The following is an 18,389-nucleotide window of genomic DNA, read 5'->3' as shown; positions in this document are numbered from 1 at the left end:
TGACGGAAGAGGGAGCCCTGTTGGACGCCGAACGATCGGCCCTGACCACGCTGTGCAAGGAGTTCGACGCGCTGATCGGCGAGACCGGGCTGCACTCCGCGGCACGTCAGGAACTGCTGGAACGGATCGTGGCCGAGGCGCGGGCCCGGCGCCCGGTGCTCACCCTGCTGGGCCAGTTGCTGAACACCGACCGTGAGACCACCCTGCGCACGCTCGCCACGGGACTGCCGGGAGCAGGGTCGGGCACCGCCCGTCAGGAGAACTTCCGCTGCCCGGACGGCGCCTGCGACCGGACGGCGGTACCGCCACCGGCGGGTGCGATCCCGCGCTGCGCGGTCATGGGCCGGCCCATGGAGCGGGGGTAGCGCGGGTGGGCGGTTTCTTCCAGCAGTTGGCCAAGACGCTGGCCGACCGGTGGATCAGCCTGCTCGTGCTGCCCGGTGCGTTCTTCCTCGGCGCGGTGTGGCTGTCCATCGGCCTCGGTCATGTCGACGCGTGGAACGTCGCGCTGCTGACCCGGCAGGCCGACGATGCCATGTCCACGGTCGCCGACCTGCCGAGCGGCGCGCAGGCACTCCTCGTCGTGGCCGTACTGGCGGCCGCCTCCGGTGTGGGCTTCGTCGTGCAGGCGCTGGCCGCCGTCACCCGACGCGTCTGGCTGGGACCGTGGCCCCGACCCTTCACCCCGGTCGCGGCGGCGCGTACGGCGCGCCGGCGTGCGCGGTGGCACCGGCTCGTCGAGGAACGCCGGGCGCTCGAAGCCGCGAGCCCGGCCACCCGCACCCGCGAGCAGCAGGACCGGATCGACGCCGTGGCCCACCGCATCACCCGGCTGGCCATGGCCGAACCGGGCAGGCCGACCTGGATGGGCGACCGGATCCACGCCGTCGAGTCCATCGCGTACCACCGCTACGGACTCGACCTGACCTACGGCTGGTCCCGGCTCTGGCTGGTCCTCCCCGACCCCGCACGGACCGAACTCACCGCCGCGCACTCGGCGTTCGCCGCCGCGGTCGCCACCGGAACCTGGGCCGTGCCCTACCTCCTGCTCAGCGTGGTCTGGTGGCCTGCCGTGCTGGTCGCCGCGGGCATCGGGCTGACCGGGTGGACCCGCGCCCGCTCCGCCGTAGCCGATCTCACCACCCTGACCGAGGCCACCCTCGACCTGTACGGCCGTACGCTGGCGGCCGCGCTGGGGATCGGCGACGCCACGGAGGAGACCGGTCCGCTGACGATCAGCGAGGGCGAGCGCATCACCGACCTCGTGCGGAAGGGCCGCTAGGGTCTGCTGCGGCAGCCGGCCGACGCGACTCGGCACCGCGGGCAGGCGCCCCCGGTCACGCCTGCACCCGGCACCGCGGGCAGGCGCCCCCGGTCACGCCTGCAGCATCCGACGCAACAGGTCTCGCAGTGACGTCCGCTCCCCCTCCGACAACCCCGCCAGCGGCTCCCGCGCGAACCGCAGCCCCTCCCGCAGCTCCCGGGCCACCTGGACCCCCGCCTCCGTCGCCGCCGCCACCTTGACGCGCCGGTCCGCAGGGTCGGGCCGCCGCTCCACCAGCCCGCGTGCCTCCAGCCGGTCGACTATCCCGGTGACGTTCGACGGCTCGCACTTCAGTTTCTGGGCCAGCTTGCGCATGGGCAGCGGCCCGAGGGACAGCAGACTCAACAGCCGCGCCTGTGCCCCGGTGAGGAGGTGCTCCGCGGCCGCGTCCTCGTAGTCCGAGTAGAAGCGGGCCACCACGTCCCCGATGAGCTCCACGACTTCCATGGTCAGCGCGTCGGGCCGGGTCTTGTGAGGAGTGGACATGGGATCCAGGGTACCCCTTTACTTGACAACCTGAAATATTCAGAGGCATGGTTGTTTCAGGTACTGAAGTAAATGGAAAGGTCCAGGCATCATGATCAACCGCGAATGGCACCTCCTCTCCCGCCCGGTCGGCTGGCCCAAGCCGGAGGACTTCGCCCTGGTCGAAGCCGAGGTCCCGACCCCCGGTGAGGGCCAGGTGCTGGTCCGAAACAAGTACCTCTCCGTCGACCCGTACATGCGCGGTCGCATGAGCGCCGCGAAGTCGTACGTCGCCCCCTTCGAGCTCGGCAAGGTCATGCAGGGCGGCGCGGTCGGCGAGGTCGTGGAGTCCCACGTGGACGGCATCGCCGTCGGCGACCACGTCCTGCACTTCCTCGGCTGGCGCGAGTACGCGGTCGTACGCGCCGAGAACGCCGTCAAGGTGGACGCGGACGCCGCGCCCCTGTCGACGTACCTCGGCGTCCTCGGCATGACCGGCCTCACCGCCTACGCCGGCCTCCTGCGCACCGCCTCCTTCAAGGAGGGCGACTCGGTCTTCGTCTCCGGCGCCGCGGGTGCCGTGGGCAGCCAGGTCGGCCAGATCGCCAAGCTCAAGGGCGCCTCCCGGGTCATCGGCTCCGCCGGCTCGGACGAGAAGGTCAAGCTGCTCGTCGAGGAGTACGGCTTCGACGCGGCCTTCAACTACAAGAGCGGCAAGGTCAGCGACCAGCTGCGCGAGGCGGCCCCGGACGGCGTCGACGTCTACTTCGACAACGTCGGCGGCGACCACCTGGAGGCCGCCATCGGCTCCCTGAACCAGGGCGGCCGGATCGCGGTCTGCGGCATGATCTCCGTCTACAACAACACCGAGGCCGCCCCCGGCCCGCGCAACCTCGCCCGTCTGATCCAGACCCGCGGCCGTATCGAGGGCTTCCTGGTCGGCGACCACTACGACCTCCAGCAGGAGTTCGTCTCCGAGGTCGGCCCGTGGGTGGCGTCCGGGCAGCTCAAGTACCGCGAGACGGTCGTCGAGGGCATCGAGAACAACCTGGAGGCGTTCCTCGGGGTCCTGCGCGGCGACAACACCGGAAAGATGATCGTCAAGCTTTAGGGCCTGCCCGGCGGATCATGCCGGCGGCCGCGCTGAGAAGGCACCGTTCCTTGGAGCCGACCTGATCCGCCGGACAGGCTCCAGCCCTGTGCTGGATTTCCGACGGCCGTCGCCACCGCCGAGAGCGGCCGCGACGGCCGTGTCGCCCCCGACGACGGCAGGCTCGACGTGGTCGTCGACCCGCCCAGGGAGATGGGCGGCAGCGGCAACGGCACCAACCCGGAGCAGCTCTTCGCCGCCGGGTACAGCGCCTGCTTCCAGGGCGCCCTCGGCGTCGTCGCCCGCCAGGAGAAGGCCGACATCTCCGGCTCGACGGTCACCGCGAAGATCGGCATCGGCAGGAACACCGACGGCTTCGGGCTGATCGTCGAGATCTCGGCGACCCTCCCGCACCTCGACGCGGCCACGGCCCGGGCGCTCCTCGAGAAGGCCCACCAGGTCTGCCCGTACTCGAAGGCGATCCGCGGGAACATCTCCGTGACGCTCGCCTGACGGAGCTCGTTGGTCGTGCAGGGCGGAGGCGGCACTCCTGGACGTGGGGTGCGGCCTCCGCTCATGCCCTACGGCTCATACCGCCAGAGCCGCCTTGTGCACGGCCCGCACGAACCGCTCGTTCTCCGGCGCCGCCCCTCCCGGGAACGCCATCCGGCGGCGGGTGTAGCCGTAGGCCAGGCCACTGCGGGGATCGGCGAAGGCCTGGGAGCCGCCGGCGCCGCTGTGGCCGAAGGCGCCGGCACCGAGGTAGGGGTGCCACATGTCGGCCGTGGCCTGGAAGCCCAGACCGTAGGACTTGTGGGCACGGGCCACCAGGTCGTAGCCGGTCGACTGGATCTGGCCCACTTCGGCGATGATGTCCGGCTTCAGCAGGGGCGGCCGGTCGGCCACTTCGCTGATCGCCGCCGCGTACATCCCGGCCAGCCCGCGGGCGGCCGCCACTCCGCCCGCCGACGCCGGTCCCTTCGCCCGTACGGCACGGGAGTTGGCGTAGCCCACCAGGTCACCGGGGTCCGGCACCTGCTGGTTGAAGGCGATCGCGGCCAGGGTGTGCGGACCTGTCGGTGCCACGTCCAGCAGGGCCTGCTGCTCGGCGGTCGGGGCCATCGGCTGCACGGAGCGGTACCGGGGTTCCAGCGCCTCGGGCAGGCCCAGGTGGAAGTCCAGCCCGTACGGCGCCCGGATCCGCTCCTCGTACACCTCCTGGAGCGAACGGCCGGTCGCCCGGCGCACGATCTCACCGCTGAGCGCGCCGATCACCAGCGCGTGATACCCGAAGGCCGTGCCGGGGCGCCAGAATGGCTTCTGGTCCGCGAGCCGTTCCGCCACCGCCCGGTCGTCCGTCAGCTCCTGCGCGCTGAACCCGGCATCCAGCCCGATCACCCCGGCCCGGTGGGCCAGCAGATCGCGCAGGGTCAGCTGGCCCTTGCCCTCGGCCCCGAACTCCGGCCAGTAGTAGGTCACTTTGCGGTCCAGTTCCAGTGTGCCCTCCTGGACCAGGAGCGCGGCCACCAGATGGGCGGCACCCTTGGTCGACGAGAACACGCCGTAGAGGGAGTCCGGTCCGACGCCCTCGCCCGCCCACAGGTCGACGACCCGCCGACCGTGCACATACGCGCTCAACTGCCCCTCGTAGTCGGGCCGTTCGCTCGCCACGAAAGCGGCGAACTGCTCGCGCACCGCCTCGAAGCCGTCCGCGACGGTGCCGTGGATCTCCTGCGTCATCCGCTCTCCTCAACCTCAGCCGCTGCTCGCGTGTGCCATGGTGAACAATGCCCGCCCGACCTGGGCGAACTCCCCCTTCGGGTGATCCCTGAAGAGAGGCTCGGTGCCGAACAGGACGGCCCTCGGGCCGCTGACGACCGAGGCCTGCCCGGCCGCGGCGGCGGGTCCGCCGGAGCCGTCCGGCAAGGGCCGCCAGTGCCCGGAGACCAGCGGACTGCCGGTGGCGTACGACTGCTCCACCCGCACCCCCGGCCCGAGATCGGTGAACCAGACCGGCGCGTAGACGAACCCGTGGTCCGGGGCCCCGGCCGTCACCGGACCCGAGTTCACCACGCGCACCACGCCGTTGGCGTCCCCGTTGCCCTCCACCGGCTTCGCGGCCAGCAGCCCCGTGGCCGCGCTCAGTCCCGCCCCGGCGACCCCACGGCCGACGAACCCGTGCCCGGCGGCGAGGAAGCCGTCCAGGGCCGTGCGGGCGCCGGTGGTGAGGGCGTCGCGGTCCAGCCCCGCCGACACGAACAGCACGTCCACCGACGACCAGTCGAAACCGGCGTTCAGGACGGCCGTCGAGACCGGGGTGACCTCGAAGTTCATCTCCCGCAGCGCGAACAGCTCGCCGGGCGTCACGGCGGCGGCCACGCGTGTGCGGTGCAGTGCGGCCGTGCCGGTCTGCCGGGTCGCGTCGAGGACGACGTCGTAGGTGCGAGCGGCTTCGGCGGCACGGTTCCGCGCCGACGCGGGCACGATCGCACTGCCGTCGGCGGCCCGCCGTACCGGAACACCCTGCCGGAGCAGCGAGTTGAGCGCCGCGATCTCCTGCGGGTCGGTCAGCCGCAGTCGCAGATCGCCGCGCGGGGCGACGTGACCGACGTGCGCGGCGGCCTGGACGCGCCTCAGTGGCGCACCGGTGAGGCTCCCCGACGTCACGGGTGTGACCGTCGCGCCCCACAGCCGGCCCAGGCTCCAGCCCGAGATGTCGTACATCACCGAGACCTTGTCGCTGATGTCCCGGCCGTCCGCGAGCAGCACGTTCGCCAGACCCCGCTTCGGCTGGCGCATGTCGACGACGTACGAGCCCTTCGGGTACGTCCGTCCGCCGAGCCGCAGGTCGCTGCTCGCGCGGCTGACGCGGACGTCGTTGGCGAGGAGGTGGTCGACGAGCCTGGCGGCGGCCGTCGAGCCCGAGGGAATCACGTACGCGCGGGGGAAGTCGGTGGTGTACACGTCCTCGGGGCCGATGCCCGGCACCCCGGGGACCGTCTCCTCGGACACCGGCACCTGGGCGGCGCCCGCCGCCCCGCGCCGGAAGACCTCGATCTGGTCGGCGATCAGCGACGTGCGCTTCTCCTGCACGAAGTCGAGCGTCGCCGTGATGGCCGCGCCCGCCACGGCCGTGTTGATCGCGGACCGGCGCCGCAGCTCCGCGACGGGCAGGCTCTCGTAGAGGGAGTTGTTGACGGCCAGCGGGATCTCGACCGTGTGCGCGGCGACCGTGCCGTGGAAGGCCGCGTACTGCGGAGTGAAGATCGGCGGCCAGTCGTCCCAGCCCTCCTCCTGGTCCCGGAAGGGGATCTGCGCGGGCTCGACACCGTCCTTGGCGGGTGTGTAGCCGAGGCCGTTGACAGCGGCCTCCATGCCGAGGGCGTTGGCGTAGGTGTTCTTCAGGAAGAGGTCGTACTCGTAGTTCTCGCCGTGCGGGGGAGTGGTGGGCTCGATGAGCGTGCCGTTGACGTACCCGTGCAGGTCGAGCATCACGGCCGGCTGCTTGTCGATCTCGATCTGCCGCATCGCCCGCACCTCGGGCTGGGAGGCGGTCACGAAGTCCCGGTTCAGGTCGAAGCCGCCCGCGTTCGCCCGGGTTCCGGCGATACGGCCGTCGGGGTTCGCGGTGATGTTGAAGTACAGGCGGGAGTGGGCGAGAAGGCTCTTCGTGCGGGTGTCCTCGGCGGTCGCGAGCTGCTCGATGATCTCCAGGGAGGCGTCCGTGCCCTCCCACTCGTTGCCGTGGATGTTGTTGTTGAAGAAGACGGGCGCCTTGTAACCGGCCTTGATCTCGCCGGACTTGGCGGCGGCCGCGGGCGCGTTCTCGATGAGCTCGCGCATCCGCTCCTGGGCGCGTGCCTGTGCGGTGGTCTCCGGAGCGGTCACGGTGACCAGGTAGAGCCGGTGCCCGCCCGCCGAACGCCCGGCGACCTCGACGCTCACCCGGTCGCCCAGCCGCTGGAGGGCGTTCAGCCTGGGGGCGATCGCGTGGTACGGGGTGAGGCCCAGCTTGACGGACCTGTCCACCGGGTTCACGGGGTCGGGGGTGAGGACCTGCTCGCGGGGATAGCCGCGGGTGGTGTCCGTGAAGCCGGTGGTAGGGGCGGTGAGTGCCCGCCGGGTGGCGCTTTCCGGGGCCCGGGCCACGCCGTGGTCGCCGGCGCTCTCGCGGGTGGGGGGCTCGGGGTCGGCGCTCGCGCTGTTCGGGGTGAACAGCAGCGAGCCGGTGAGGGCGAGGAGCAGGACGGGTCTCGCAGGAACGGTTCTCGTGGTGTGCACGCGTACCTCCTGAGGGGCTTCCTGAGATCGGTACGGCGAGATGTACCTGTTCGACTCAACCGCAACAAGAGGGAGTTCGTGGCGCGGATGCCACGGATGGCGCAACTCGGGTGCCCGGACGGGGCATGCTGAGGGCGGCGGAAGCGGGCGGCGAGCGAGTCCACAGGAGAGACCCATGGCGACGATCCCCTCCCTCCCCAGCAGGGACGAAGTACTGCGCATGGCACGGAACACCACCGACATCACCGGCCAGCTCCTGGACACGGCCCAGAACATCACCAGGATCGCGATCAACACCTTCGATCCCAGGGACGGTTCGGGCCCGGAGGTGCTGCGCGTCCTGCGCCAGACGACGGCGGAACTGGCCGAGGCGAGCGCGTCCCCGCAGGCCCAGGAGGCGTTCTACCGGATCGTCGACACCCTCACCCGGCTCGGCACCACCGGCGCCCCGCTGGCCGTGCACCCGGTCAGCGAACCGGCGCGGGCGCTGCTGGCGGCGCTGGGCGACAGTCTGCTGCCCGTCCTGGACGCGGTGGAGCCGGCGGTGGAGGAGTTCGCGACCGCGCTGGGCGAACTGGTGGAGGCGACCTCCCCGTTGCTCCCGGCGGCGGCGGGCGTGGCCGCGGGGACACTCCTGGCCCTGACTCCCCTGATCCGCGCGGCGACCGGGGTCCTGCGCGACTCGACCCCCGAACTCCGGCGGATCGCCGACGCGTTGACGGCGGCACTGGCCCCGCTGATGCCCTTGCAGGTGACCCTGGCCGAACGCGCGGCCGCCGCCGGTGCGGGGGCCGTACAAGCGGCCCTCCCGCCCCTCGCCGATCTCACCGACGCGGCGGCGGCCACGGCGAAGGCGGCCCGGCCGGTGGTGATCGCCGGCGAGGAGCTGTTCGTGTCCGGCCTGGAGCGGCTCCAGCCCGCGCTGATGACCGCGGCCTCCCACGCGGGCGGCGTGGCACGGGCGGTGGCGCTCAGGGTGTCGGCGGCGGTGTCCCCGGCGGCGGAACAGGGCGTGGTGGTGGCCGTATCCCCGGCCTGACGGGCACCCGATAGGGTTCGGGACATGCGTGATCTCGGGGCGGGCTTCCACTATCTCCTGAAGGGCCAGCGGTGGGTGGCCCGGCACGGCAAGCAGTACGGTTTCGGCCTGATCCCGGGCCTGATCACCCTGGTGCTGTATGTGGCGGCACTGGTCGCCCTGGCCACCTGGGGCGAGGACTTCGTGTCCTGGGCGACGCCGTTCGCCGACGACTGGTCGAGCCCGTGGCAGGGCCTGTTCCGGGGCTTCCTCACGGTGGTCCTGTTCGCGCTGGCCCTCCTCCTCGCGGTCCTGACCTTCACGGCGGTCACCCTGCTGATAGGCCAGCCCTTCTACGAGAACCTCTCCGAGAAGGTCGACCGGGACGTCTCCCCGGACGGCACGGCCCCCGAGTCCGGCCTCCCGCTCTGGCGCGAGCTGTGGATCTCGGCGAGGGACAGCCTCCGCATCGTCGTCCGGGCCGTCCTGTGGGCGGTCCTGCTCTTCGCCCTGGGCTTCGTCCCCGTGGTCGGCCAGACCCTGATCCCGGTGATCGGCTTCTTCGTGACGGGGTTCTTCCTCACCGAGGAGCTCACCGCGGTGGCCCTCCAGCGCCGAGGCGTGGACCTCCGGGCCCGCCTCACCCTGCTCCGCTCCCGCAAAACCCTCGTCTGGGGCTTCGGCACCCCCCTCGCCCTGGCCTTCGTGGTCCCCTTCGTCGCGGTGTTCCTGATGCCGGGCGCGGTGGCGGGGGCGACGCTGATGGCACGGGAGCTGCTGGGGGAGGAGACCCGGGACGGGGAGGACGAGTCGGACGAGTCCGACGAGGAGGCGGTGTCCGGTGGGCTCGGCACCTGAGACGACGATCCGCCCGGCGACGGTCACGGACGCGGAGCCCGTCTTCCGCCTTCTCGGCGCCTTCGCCACCACCTACCGCCCCGCCCACGACCGCTTCACGAGCGTCACCTTCCCCGAGGTCCTGCGGGCGGCCACCGAGCACCGCGCCGAGTTCCTGGTGGCCGAGCATGAGGCGCAGGTCGTCGGATACGCCTACGCGGCCCGGATACCGACCCTGTTCGCGGGCGGCACGGTCCTCGAACTCCTCGAACTCGCCGTGGACACGCCCCAGCGCGGCCGCGGTACGGGCTCCCGGCTCGTCCGGGCCATGCAGGACCGCGCGCGGCACGCCCAGGACGTGGAGATCACCGTGCCGACGCGCAGGGCCGCCGACTTCTACCGCCGCCTGGGTTTCACCGAGACGGCGACCTTCCTCAAGTGGCCTTCTCCACCGCCACCAGCAGAATCGCCCGCACCTGCGCGATGATGTCCAGCCGGTTCCGCACGAACCCCGGATCGGTCACCGCCCCCGTCGCGGGATCCGTGTTCCCGGCCCCGAACTCCAGCACAGGCGTGTGCACATGCCCGCCCGGCAGCACGTCGTGCAGTCCGAGCCGGTCCCGCAGCAGCGTGACCCGGTAGGCGATCTCGTTGGAGAGATAGTTCCCGCCGCCCCCGGCCCGCGCCGTGGACCCCGCGGTCGGCCCTTCCGCCCGTACGACAGGCACGGTCCCTCCCGCCGGGATCTCGGTCACGCTCGTGTTGTCGTAGACGGGAAAACGCCCGGTGTCAGCGTCCACGATCGCCTTGTACGGCAGCGTCGTCGTCGTCCACTGCGGTTGTGAAGCCGGATCCGGAACCGGCACCACCCCCGTCACCCCGACGTTGTCGTTGTCCGGAAAGCCGCCCCGCCAGGCCCCGTTGGTCCGCTCGACGTCGAACCGCCCCACCCGACCCTGGCTCACGGTCGTGAAGAGATCCACCTTCTTCAGATACGGCCGCAGCGCCCGCTCCACGGTCTGGTCCGTGAAGTCCTGCCACCGCACGGGAAAGACGACGGTCTCCACCCGCGCAGGACCCTCCGCCGTCTCGATCACCGTCCCGTCGAGCGCGAGCGCACTCGCCCCGGACGGATTCGAGATCCGTATGTCCCGGTCCAGCGTGAACGGATCGAACCCCGTCACAAGGACCCGCTTCAGCCGGTGCCCGCCCGGATACCGCACAGCGGTCTGCCCCCGCGAGGTCCGCTCCAGCTCACCCAGCAGGACGGCGCGTTGTGCCTCGGAGATCCCGAAGGACGGCTCCCAGGTCCGCACTTCACGGGTCATCCCCAACCGCGCCCAGTACAGGGGCCGATCGTCGTCCCGGCTCAAGTCGCCCCCGGCCGGCCCCCGCCCCTGCGCCCGGTCGACGGCCCGCTTCCACAGCGCGGACCCCTGCCGTACGACGACCTTCCGCGCCTCCGCGTAGGAACGCGCCGTTCCCAGCGCCCGCGCGAAGCGGAGCGGCACGGCGTCGAATCCGGACCGTTCGAGGATCTCCCGCGGCACGGCCCGGTCGAGCCGCTGCTCCTCCACCGTGGGCGAGGGCGCGGCCGCGGCCGCCGCCGGGCTCGCGGGGGCCGCCGACCCCGCCAGCAGGGCCAGACCGAGGATGCCGATCCGAACACGTAGGGATGTCAAGGGAGTTCAGGTCCTTCCGTCGCTGTGGGGCGCGAGTGGTGCCGGACGACGGCAGTATCGCGTGACGGAAGTGGTCTACGCCATGGGGTCCGATGTACGCGGAATCCGTCTCGCCGCCTCCCGCAGCGCCCCGAAAGCCAGTGCCCCTCACTCCGCCGTCTCGCCCAGCAGTCGCAGAAAGTCCCGGAACGCCCCGGGCATGTCCACCGACTCGGGGTCCAGCAGCCACTGGTACTGCAGGCCGTCCATGACCGCGACCAGCAGTGGCGCGGTGCGTTCGGGGCTCAGCCCGTTGGGGAGCCGGTCGCCGTACTCGGCGCGGAGGGCCACCGTCATCGACGCGCGCACCCGGGCGTATCGGTCGGTGAAGTACTCCCGTGCCGGATGGCCGTCCGTCACGCTCTCGCCGAGCAGCGCCGAGAAGGTCTGGATGATCCCCGGCCGCATCGCGTTGTACTCGACGAGGGAGACGAGCAGGTCGACCCGCCAGCTGCCGTTCGGCACCGCGTCCCACTTGTCCCGCTCCTCCAGCACCGCGACCAGCAGCGCGTCCTTCGTCGGGAAGTGGTGCAGCAGCCCCTGCTGGGTCAGCCCGACCCGCTCGGCCACCGCGGCCAGGCTCGCGCCCCGGTAGCCGCGCTCGGCGATGACCTCCAGGGCCGCACGGACGATCTCGGCCCGGCGCTCCTCGCTTCTGGTCCTGGCGCTCATGGCGTCACCGTACGACATCCCGAGAACCCCAATGTAACAGCCGTATAACGAAACCTACCACTTGCCAGGTAATCGATGCACGATGAGAGGACCCGCACGGACTTCAACGAGGAGGCACCGTCATGGCGGCACCCACTCCCGCCGACCAGGCCCGCGAGGCGGCCGTCGAGGCGGCGCTGGCCGGACTCGACCTCGATGCCAAGGCAAGGCTCCTGGCAGGCCAGGACATGTGGAGCCTGCCCGCGCTCTCCGAGATCGGCCTGGACTCCCTCGTCATGTCGGACGGCCCGATCGGTGTCCGGGGCGTGCGCTGGAGCGCCGACGACCCGTCGATCGCCCTGCCCTCCCCGACCGCGCTGGCCGCCACCTGGGACCCGGAACTCGCCCGCCGCGCAGGCGTGCTGCTCGCCCAGGAGGCCCGCCGCAAGGGCGTCCACGTCCTCCTCGCCCCCACCGTCAACCTCCACCGCTCCCCGCTCGGCGGCCGCCACTTCGAGGCCTACAGCGAGGACCCGTATCTGACCGGACGGATCGGCGCCGGGTACGTCACCGGGGTACAGGAGGGCGGTGTCGGCACCACCGTCAAGCACTTCGTCGCCAACGACGCCGAGACCGACCGCTTCACGGTGAACAACCTGGTCTCCGAACGCGCCCTGCGCGAGCTGTACCTGGCTCCCTTCGAGCTCATCGTCGAGAACGCCCACCCGTGGGGCATCATGACCGCCTACAACACGGTCAACGGCACGACGATGACCGAGCACCACTACCTGGTCAACGAGGTCCTGCGCGGTGAATGGGGATTCGACGGCTACAACGTCTCCGACTGGATGGCCGCCCGCTCCACCGAGGGCGCCATCGAGGGCGGCCTCGACGTCGCCATGCCCGGTCCGACGACCGTCTACGGCGAGGCCCTCGCCCAGGCCGTCCGGGACGGCCGGGTCGAGGAGAGCGCGGTCGACACGGCCGTACGCAATGTGCTGCGGCTCGCCGCCCGCGTCGGCATCCTGGACGGTGCCGAACCCGTCGTCACCGAGCTTCCGGAGACCGTCGACGGCATCGGACTGGCCCGCGAGATCGCCCGCCGCTCCTTCGTGCTGGTGCGCAACCAGGGCGCGCTCCCGCTGAAGGCCGGCACGGTCGCCCTCATCGGCGCCGCCGCCCGCGACGCCCGCGTCCTCGGCGGCGGCTCCGCCACCGTCTTCCCGGACCGGATCGTCTCCCCGCTCGACGGCCTCGCCGCCGCCCTCCCCGAGGGCACCCTCAGCTACGCCGTCGGCGCCGACCCCAACACCGAACTCGCCGTCGCCGACAAGGGATTCAGCCTCGAAGCGGTCTGCCGGGACGTGAACGGCGAGGTCATCGGAACGGCCCCCGTGCCCAACGGCCAGATCCAGTGGATGGGTTCGGACCTCCCCGAGGGCGTCACCCACGACCGGCTGCACACCGTCGAGTTGACGGGCACCTTCACCCCGCGCGAGAGCGGCACCCACACCTTCGGCATCAAGGGACTCGGCGCCTTCCAGCTGGTCGTCGACGGCACGACGTACTACGACGACGTCCAGCGCACCGACAAGGACGACCCCTTCGTCACCTTCTTCGGCGCCCCCGAGCCCCGCGCCCAGGTCGAACTGACCGCGGGCGAGCCGGTCGAGATCTCCCTCACCCACGTCGTCGTCCTCCCCGAGGACGTCCCGATGAAGGTCGTCACGTTCTCCCTCGCCCACCAGGACCCACGGCGCGACCCCGACGAACTGATCGCCGAGGCCGTCGAGGCGGCGCGGCACGCCGACACGGCCGTCGTCGTGGTCGCCACCACCGAGCGCGTCGAGTCCGAAGGCTACGACCGGAAGGACCTCGCGCTCCCGGGCCGCCAGGACGAGCTGGTCCGCGCGGTCGCCGCCGCCAACCCGAACACCGTTGTGGTCGTCAACTCCGGCTCCCCGGTGGAGCTGCCGTGGCGCGAGGACGTCGCCGCCGTCCTGTTCAGCTGGTTCCCAGGGCAGGAAGGGGGCGCGGCCCTCGCCGACGTGCTGACCGGCGCCCACGAGCCCGGCGGCCGCCTCCCCACCACCTGGGGCTCCCTGGCCGACGCCCCGGTCACCCGGGTCGCTCCGGAGGCCGGTGAACTCCCTTACGACGAGGGCGCGTTCATCGGATACGCGGCCTGGGAGAAGGAGCGCCGCACCCCGGCCTACCCCTTCGGCCACGGCCTCGGCTACACCGACTGGACCTACGAGTCCGTCGAGGTCCGCGGCACCACCGTCCGGGTCCGGCTGCGCAACTCCGGTTCCCGCGCGGGCCGTGAGGTCGTCCAGGTCTACCTGGCGCCCGCCGGACCCGACGCCGAGCGCCCGGCCCGTCGGCTCGCAGGATTCGCGGGGACCGCGGCCGGTCCCGGCGAGAGCGTCGAGGTCACCGTGGAGATCCCGCGCCGGGCCTTCGAGATCTGGGACGAGAAGACCTCATCGTGGTCGTATGTGAAGGGTTCGTACGAAATCCAGGTGGGGCGCTCGATCGGCGACCGCCGGGTCACCGCGACGATTAACGTCTGATCCGAGAGGGCACAGCCCTCACACAAGCAGCCCCGGCCCGGGACCTGACCCCTGGGCCGGGGCTCGTGCGTGTCTACCGGCTCGTGAATCCGTAGACCGTCTCCGAGCGGTAGGTCTCTCCCGGCCGCAGCACCGTGCTCGGGAACTCCGGCCGGTTCGGGGAGTCGGGGAAGTGCTGGGTCTCCAGCGCGATGCCGTCGCCGGGCGCGAAGGGCTCGGGCAGATGGTCCGCGGTGTACAGCTGGAGCCCCGGCTCGGTGGTCGCCACCGTCAGCACCCGGCCGGATGCGGGGTCGGACAACTCGGCGACCTCGACGGCCCCTTCGGTGATCCCCTTGTCGAGCACGAAGTTGTGGTCGTAGTCCGCGCCGACCTTGCGCGTCCGACGGAAGTCGAAGCGGGTGTCCGCGACCTCCTCGATCCCGGTCGGGATCAGATCGGCGTCGACCGGGGTGAACCGCGAGGCGGCGATGCGCAGTTCGTGCCCGCCCGCGTTCCCGGAGCCGGCCAGGTTGAAGTAGCTGTGGTTGGTCAGGTTGACGATCGTCGGCGCGTCGGTGACCGCCTCGTACGAGATCCGCAGCGCGCCCGACTCGTCCAGGCTGTACGTCCCCGAGACCTCCAGGCGCCCCGGGAAGCCCTCCTCGCCGTGCGCGCTGACCCGGCTCAGCCGCACCCCGTGCTCGCCGGCCGGCTCCATGTCCCACACCCGTTTGTCGAAGCCGCGCTCGCCGCCGTGCAGGGAGTTGGGCGCGTTGTTGGGGGCGAGGGCGTAGGTCAGCCCGTCGAGCTCGAAGCGGCCGCCCGCGATCCGGTTCGCGTACCGCCCGATGAAGGCGCCGAGATACGGACCGGAGTGCTCCAGATATCCGTCCAGCTCGGCGAACCCCAGCACCACGTCCGCCGTCCGCCCGTCCCGGTCCGGAACCTCGACCGACTGCACGATCCCGCCGTACGACAGGATCCGCACGCGGACGCCCGCGCGCTCCAGGGTCCAGCGGTGAACCGGGGTGCCGTCGGGAAGTGTGGCGAAGAGTTCGTTCATGTGCGGAACTTTAGGTCACGGACCTGACCTTGCGGTACGCGATCTCCGCCAGACGCGCCTGTCCGTTCACACTCGGGTGGAACCAGTCCCAGTGGCTGAGCTGATCGGTGCCGAACCGGTAGTCGTACACCGCCCCTCCGTCGTACCGGCAGTGCTCGTCCTTGGCGCACACCTCCTTCAGTACGGAGTTGTAGGCCTCCACCCGCTCCTGCACGGTGTCCCGCCGCTCGGTCGCCGCCGCGTCCAGGGCGTCCGCGTCGGCCAGCATCGACGGACACACGCCCAGCTTCCACACCTGCTTGCCCAGCGGATTGGCGCGGCCCTCGGACCACAGCCGCTTGAGGTTCGGCACGCTCGCCACGTACACCTGCGCCTTGGGCGCCTGCTTGCGCAGCACGCTCAGCGCGTCCTCGAAGCCGGACCGGAACTCCGACACCGAGGTCATCGCCGCCGTGGAGTCCCGGCAGGCGTCGTTGGCGCCCACCATCACCGTCACCAGAGCGGGCGTCCGCGCCGCCGCCTGTGCCATCTGCGTGGACAGATCGGCCATCCGCGCCCCGGACACCGCGTAGTTCCAGCTGCGCTCGGCCGCCTTCGCCCGCCCCAGCAGCCGTACGGCGAGAGAGTCGACCTGGGTGCTGGCGCCGGTGGCCCAGGACACGTCGGGGCAGTCCTTCAGGATCCCGCAGGCGTCGAAACCGCGCGTGATGGAGTCGCCGACAGCGGCTACCGAAGCCGGGCTGCTGTCCCACGCCGGAGTGGGCTTCGGTGAGGGTTTGGCCTTCTGGGTGGGTCCCGCCGAGTCGCCCCCCACCGCGTCACACCCGGCGACGCCCAGGAGAGCCGCCGTCAGGACGGCGACGACGGCCCGTGAACGGGGGCCCTGCTTGCGCATCCGTGGTGTTCCCCTCGTGAAAATGATGGTCCTCTCATAACAACGCATGAGAGTTCCCGGTGACCGCGAGGGAACGATCGACACCCGTACTAGCGTCCTGCCGGGTGAATGGCGGGCGTTTCGGGGCACTGGGACCGACGGTACGTCACACTCCTTGCGCTGCCGCACGGTAGCCTCGCCATCAACGTGGCTGGCCGGCATCGCCGCCATGCCGGCCAGCAAGACTTGTCCCGCTCTGCCCGGAGGTCCCGGTGACGACACGTGGAGTTCTGTACGTGCACTCCGCGCCGCGCGCGCTGTGCCCGCACGTCGAGTGGGCCGTCGCCGGGGTGCTCGGCACGCGCGTCAACCTCGACTGGATCCGGCAGCCGGCCGCACCGGGCACCTGGCGCTCGGAGTTCTCCTGGAAGGGCGAGGCGGGCACGGCGTCCAAGCTCGCGTCGGCCCTCAGAGGCTGGCACCTGCTGCGCTTCGAGGTCACGGCCGAGCCCTGCCCCACCGCCGAGGGCGAGCGCTACAGCTGCACCCCGGAACTGGGCATCTTCCACGCCGTCACCGGCATCCACGGCGACATCCTGATCCCGGAGGACCGCCTGCGCGCGGCCCTGACCCGCTCGCAGCGCGGGGAGACGGACCTGGAAGCCGAGCTGGCCAAGCTCCTCGGCAAGCCCTGGGACGACGAACTGGAGCCCTTCAGGTACGCCGGTGAGGGCGCCCCGGTCCGCTGGCTGCACCAGGTCGTCTGAGTCCTCCGCACACGTGAAGGGCCCCCACCGGCCGGTGGGGGCCTTCAGCTACGTACCAGCGATTCTCAGACGGTACGGAACGCCAGTACCACGTTGTGCCCACCGAACCCGAACGAGTCGTTCAGCGCGGCGATACGGCCGTCCACGGGCAGCTTGCGGGCCTCGCCGCGGACGACGTCGGCGTTGGCCTCCGCCTCCGGGTCGAGGTTCTCGACGTTGATGGTCGGCGGAGCCACCCGGTGGTACAGGGCGAGCACCGTCGCGACCGTCTCCACGCCGCCCGCGCCACCCAGCAGGTGACCGGTCATCGACTTGGTGGCGGACACGGCCATGTGGTCGGCGTCGTCGCCGAACACCTTCCGCAGCGCCTTGAGCTCGGCGATGTCACCGGCCGGAGTCGACGTCGCGTGCGCGTTCACGTGCACGATCTCCGCCGGGTTCAGGTCGGTGTTCTCGAGCAGGTGCTGAAGGGCGGCCGAGATGCCCCGCCCTTCCGGCTCGGGCTGCACGATGTCGTGGCTGTCGGCGGAGATGCCCTGACCGACCGCCTCGGCGTAGACCCGCGCCCCGCGCTTGGCCGCGTGCTCCGCGGACTCGAGGACGATCACCCCCGCGCCCTCGCCGAGGACGAAGCCGTCACGGCCGATGTCGTAGGGACGCGAGGCGCCCTGCGGATCGTCGTTGTTCTTGGACATCGCCATCATGTTGCCGAACGCGGCGATGGGCAGCGGGTGGATCGCCGCCTCCGTGCCCCCCGCGACGACGATGTCGGCGCGGCCGGTGCGGATCATCTCGATGGCGTAGCCGATGGCCTCGGCACCCGAGGCGCACGCGGAGACCGGCGTGTGCACGCCCGCACGGGCGCCCACGAGCAGGCCCACGTTGGCCGAGGGGCCGTTCGGCATCAGCATGGGAACGGTGTGCGGGGAGACGCGCCGGACGCCCTTCTCCTTCAGCACGTCGTACTGGTCGAGGAGGGTCGTCACCCCGCCGATGCCGGAGGCGATGACGGCGCCGAGGCGGTCCGGGTCGACGTTGCGGTCCTCCCCGGCCTTGCCCTCGAAGCCCGCGTCGGCCCACGCCTCCTTGGCGGCGACCAGCGCGAACTGCGCCGAACGGTCGAGGCGCCGGGCCTGCGGCCGCGGAATGACCTCGGTCGGCTCCACGGCGACGGGCGCCGCGATACGGACCGCCTGGTCGGCGGCCCACTCCTGCTCCAGGGGCTTGACGCCGGACTTGCCGGCGACCAGACCCTCCCAGGTAGAGGCTGCGTCGCCACCCAGCGGTGTGGTTGCGCCGATACCGGTGACGACCACGGTGCGATTGGTCGGGCTCACGGGAAATCTTTCTCCAACGTTACGAGGATTAAGCGGCGCCACCGCCGGGTGGCGGGGCCGGCACGTCCGGCCTGGAGGGCTCCGGACGGAGCCCGGGAGACTCAGGCCTGGTGCTTGAGGATGTAGTTGGTCGCGTCGCCGACCGTCTTGAGGTTCTTGACGTCGTCGTCCGGGATCTTGACGTCGAAGCGCTCTTCAGCGGCGACGACGACCTCGACCATGGACAGCGAGTCGACGTCCAGGTCGTCGGTGAAGGACTTGTCCAGCTGGACGTCCTCAACCGGGATGCCGGCGATCTCGTTCACGATGTCGGCAAGACCGGCGACGATCTCTTCCTGAGTGGCGGCCATTGGGCGCTCCTTCGTTTTCTTATCCAGAGGGTTGGCAGTGCTTCCCGTCCCGGACC

17 protein-coding genes and 1 pseudogene are annotated in these 18,389 nt (G+C 71.4%); 9 read left to right on the top strand and 9 right to left on the bottom strand.

Annotated elements, in window-relative coordinates:
- The first annotated feature begins 20 nt into the window (after positions 1-20).
- Positions 21-365 carry a hypothetical protein gene (locus tag QF027_RS15520; RefSeq protein ID WP_306981897.1) on the top strand — a complete coding sequence of 115 codons (345 nt, stop codon included), beginning with the start codon at positions 21-23 and terminating at the stop codon, positions 363-365.
- 5 nt (positions 366-370) lie between these two features.
- Complete coding sequence (locus tag QF027_RS15515) at positions 371-1,282, top strand: hypothetical protein (protein WP_307075125.1); 912 nt, start codon at positions 371-373, stop codon at positions 1,280-1,282.
- A gap of 93 nt (positions 1,283-1,375) precedes the next feature.
- Here QF027_RS15515 and QF027_RS15510 read toward each other — a convergent pair whose 3' ends face one another.
- Positions 1,376-1,810 carry a MarR family winged helix-turn-helix transcriptional regulator gene (locus QF027_RS15510; protein WP_306981902.1) on the bottom strand — a complete coding sequence of 145 codons (435 nt, stop codon included), beginning with the start codon at positions 1,808-1,810 and terminating at the stop codon, positions 1,376-1,378.
- 91 nt (positions 1,811-1,901) lie between these two features.
- Here QF027_RS15510 and QF027_RS15505 point away from each other — a divergent pair, with 91 nt between their 5' ends.
- On the top strand, positions 1,902-2,900 hold the full coding sequence (locus QF027_RS15505) for an NADP-dependent oxidoreductase (protein ID WP_306981904.1): 999 nt from the start codon (positions 1,902-1,904) through the stop codon (positions 2,898-2,900).
- 102 nt (positions 2,901-3,002) lie between these two features.
- Positions 3,003-3,392 (top strand): annotated as a pseudogene (locus QF027_RS15500) (organic hydroperoxide resistance protein); the annotation flags it as partial.
- Positions 3,393-3,467: 75 nt separating this feature from the next.
- Here QF027_RS15500 and QF027_RS15495 read toward each other — a convergent pair.
- Positions 3,468-4,619 (bottom strand): serine hydrolase domain-containing protein, encoded by a 1,152-nt coding sequence (locus tag QF027_RS15495; RefSeq protein ID WP_306981906.1) that lies wholly within the window; start codon positions 4,617-4,619, stop codon positions 3,468-3,470.
- A gap of 15 nt (positions 4,620-4,634) precedes the next feature.
- Complete coding sequence (locus QF027_RS15490; protein WP_307075123.1) at positions 4,635-7,160, bottom strand: M14 family zinc carboxypeptidase; 2,526 nt, start codon at positions 7,158-7,160, stop codon at positions 4,635-4,637.
- A 175-nt stretch (positions 7,161-7,335) separates the two neighbouring features.
- Between QF027_RS15490 and QF027_RS15485 the strand changes: the two genes are divergently transcribed.
- From QF027_RS15485 to QF027_RS15475, 3 genes are read left to right on the top strand one after another with little or no spacing between them, the layout of a single operon-like run.
- Positions 7,336-8,199, top strand: coding sequence for a hypothetical protein (locus QF027_RS15485; RefSeq protein ID WP_307075121.1), 864 nt, complete (start codon positions 7,336-7,338; stop codon positions 8,197-8,199).
- Positions 8,200-8,223: 24 nt separating this feature from the next.
- The gene (locus QF027_RS15480) at positions 8,224-9,036 is read left to right on the top strand and encodes an EI24 domain-containing protein (protein ID WP_306981914.1); all 813 of its coding nucleotides are present in this window, start codon (positions 8,224-8,226) and stop codon (positions 9,034-9,036) included.
- Positions 9,020-9,502, top strand: a complete 483-nt coding sequence (locus QF027_RS15475; RefSeq protein ID WP_306981916.1) for a GNAT family N-acetyltransferase — start codon at positions 9,020-9,022, stop codon at positions 9,500-9,502. The genes QF027_RS15480 and QF027_RS15475 overlap by 17 nt, the downstream gene beginning before the upstream one ends.
- Here the strand turns inward: QF027_RS15475 and QF027_RS15470 are convergent.
- Both QF027_RS15470 and QF027_RS15465 read right to left on the bottom strand, forming a co-directional pair.
- The gene (locus tag QF027_RS15470; RefSeq protein WP_307075120.1) at positions 9,450-10,697 is read right to left on the bottom strand and encodes a pyroglutamyl peptidase; all 1,248 of its coding nucleotides are present in this window, start codon (positions 10,695-10,697) and stop codon (positions 9,450-9,452) included. The two genes, QF027_RS15475 and QF027_RS15470, sit on opposite strands and share 53 nt — an antisense overlap.
- 147 nt (positions 10,698-10,844) lie before the next feature.
- Complete coding sequence (locus tag QF027_RS15465) at positions 10,845-11,426, bottom strand: TetR/AcrR family transcriptional regulator (RefSeq protein WP_307075118.1); 582 nt, start codon at positions 11,424-11,426, stop codon at positions 10,845-10,847.
- Positions 11,427-11,530: 104 nt separating this feature from the next.
- Between QF027_RS15465 and QF027_RS15460 the strand changes: the two genes are divergently transcribed.
- Complete coding sequence (locus tag QF027_RS15460) at positions 11,531-13,960, top strand: beta-glucosidase (protein ID WP_307075116.1); 2,430 nt, start codon at positions 11,531-11,533, stop codon at positions 13,958-13,960.
- Positions 13,961-14,033: 73 nt separating this feature from the next.
- Here the strand turns inward: QF027_RS15460 and QF027_RS15455 are convergent, their stop codons facing one another.
- Both QF027_RS15455 and QF027_RS15450 read right to left on the bottom strand, forming a co-directional pair.
- Positions 14,034-15,005, bottom strand: coding sequence for an aldose epimerase family protein (locus tag QF027_RS15455; RefSeq protein ID WP_307075115.1), 972 nt, complete (start codon positions 15,003-15,005; stop codon positions 14,034-14,036).
- A gap of 10 nt (positions 15,006-15,015) precedes the next feature.
- The gene (locus QF027_RS15450; protein ID WP_306981928.1) at positions 15,016-15,900 is read right to left on the bottom strand and encodes an SGNH/GDSL hydrolase family protein; all 885 of its coding nucleotides are present in this window, start codon (positions 15,898-15,900) and stop codon (positions 15,016-15,018) included.
- Positions 15,901-16,151: 251 nt separating this feature from the next.
- Between QF027_RS15450 and QF027_RS15445 the strand changes: the two genes are divergently transcribed.
- Positions 16,152-16,646 (top strand): DUF3145 domain-containing protein, encoded by a 495-nt coding sequence (locus QF027_RS15445; RefSeq protein ID WP_037721013.1) that lies wholly within the window; start codon positions 16,152-16,154, stop codon positions 16,644-16,646.
- Positions 16,647-16,711: 65 nt separating this feature from the next.
- Here the strand turns inward: QF027_RS15445 and fabF are convergent, their stop codons facing one another.
- Together fabF and QF027_RS15435 are read right to left on the bottom strand one after the other, a co-directional pair.
- Positions 16,712-17,983, bottom strand: a complete 1,272-nt coding sequence (gene fabF / locus QF027_RS15440) for a beta-ketoacyl-ACP synthase II (protein WP_306981931.1) — start codon at positions 17,981-17,983, stop codon at positions 16,712-16,714.
- Between the two features lie 101 nt (positions 17,984-18,084).
- A complete protein-coding gene (locus QF027_RS15435) occupies positions 18,085-18,333 on the bottom strand; it encodes an acyl carrier protein (RefSeq protein ID WP_159767134.1) in 249 nt (82 codons plus the stop codon).
- Positions 18,334-18,389: the final 56 nt, after the last annotated feature.

This window comes from Streptomyces canus (assembly GCF_030816965.1).
Classification (GTDB): domain Bacteria; phylum Actinomycetota; class Actinomycetes; order Streptomycetales; family Streptomycetaceae; genus Streptomyces; species Streptomyces canus_E.
The sequence above is the reverse complement of the archived record's forward strand: the minus strand, read 5'-3'. Positions and strand labels throughout refer to the sequence as shown.

What these genes read in the sequence shown, in the direction of transcription:
- QF027_RS15455 (WP_307075115.1), bottom strand. Translation starts at nt 15,005, where the DNA reads ATGAACGAACTCTTCGCCACACTTCCCGACGGCACCCCGGTTCACCGC.
- QF027_RS15495 (WP_306981906.1), bottom strand. Translation starts at nt 4,619, where the DNA reads ATGACGCAGGAGATCCACGGCACCGTCGCGGACGGCTTCGAGGCGGTG.
- QF027_RS15480 (WP_306981914.1), top strand. Translation starts at nt 8,224, where the DNA reads ATGCGTGATCTCGGGGCGGGCTTCCACTATCTCCTGAAGGGCCAGCGG.
- QF027_RS15505 (WP_306981904.1), top strand. Translation starts at nt 1,902, where the DNA reads ATGATCAACCGCGAATGGCACCTCCTCTCCCGCCCGGTCGGCTGGCCC.
- QF027_RS15510 (WP_306981902.1), bottom strand. Translation starts at nt 1,810, where the DNA reads ATGTCCACTCCTCACAAGACCCGGCCCGACGCGCTGACCATGGAAGTC.
- QF027_RS15465 (WP_307075118.1), bottom strand. Translation starts at nt 11,426, where the DNA reads ATGTCGTACGGTGACGCCATGAGCGCCAGGACCAGAAGCGAGGAGCGC.
- QF027_RS15460 (WP_307075116.1), top strand. Translation starts at nt 11,531, where the DNA reads ATGGCGGCACCCACTCCCGCCGACCAGGCCCGCGAGGCGGCCGTCGAG.
- QF027_RS15435 (WP_159767134.1), bottom strand. Translation starts at nt 18,333, where the DNA reads ATGGCCGCCACTCAGGAAGAGATCGTCGCCGGTCTTGCCGACATCGTG.
- QF027_RS15485 (WP_307075121.1), top strand. Translation starts at nt 7,336, where the DNA reads ATGGCGACGATCCCCTCCCTCCCCAGCAGGGACGAAGTACTGCGCATG.
- QF027_RS15450 (WP_306981928.1), bottom strand. Translation starts at nt 15,900, where the DNA reads ATGCGCAAGCAGGGCCCCCGTTCACGGGCCGTCGTCGCCGTCCTGACG.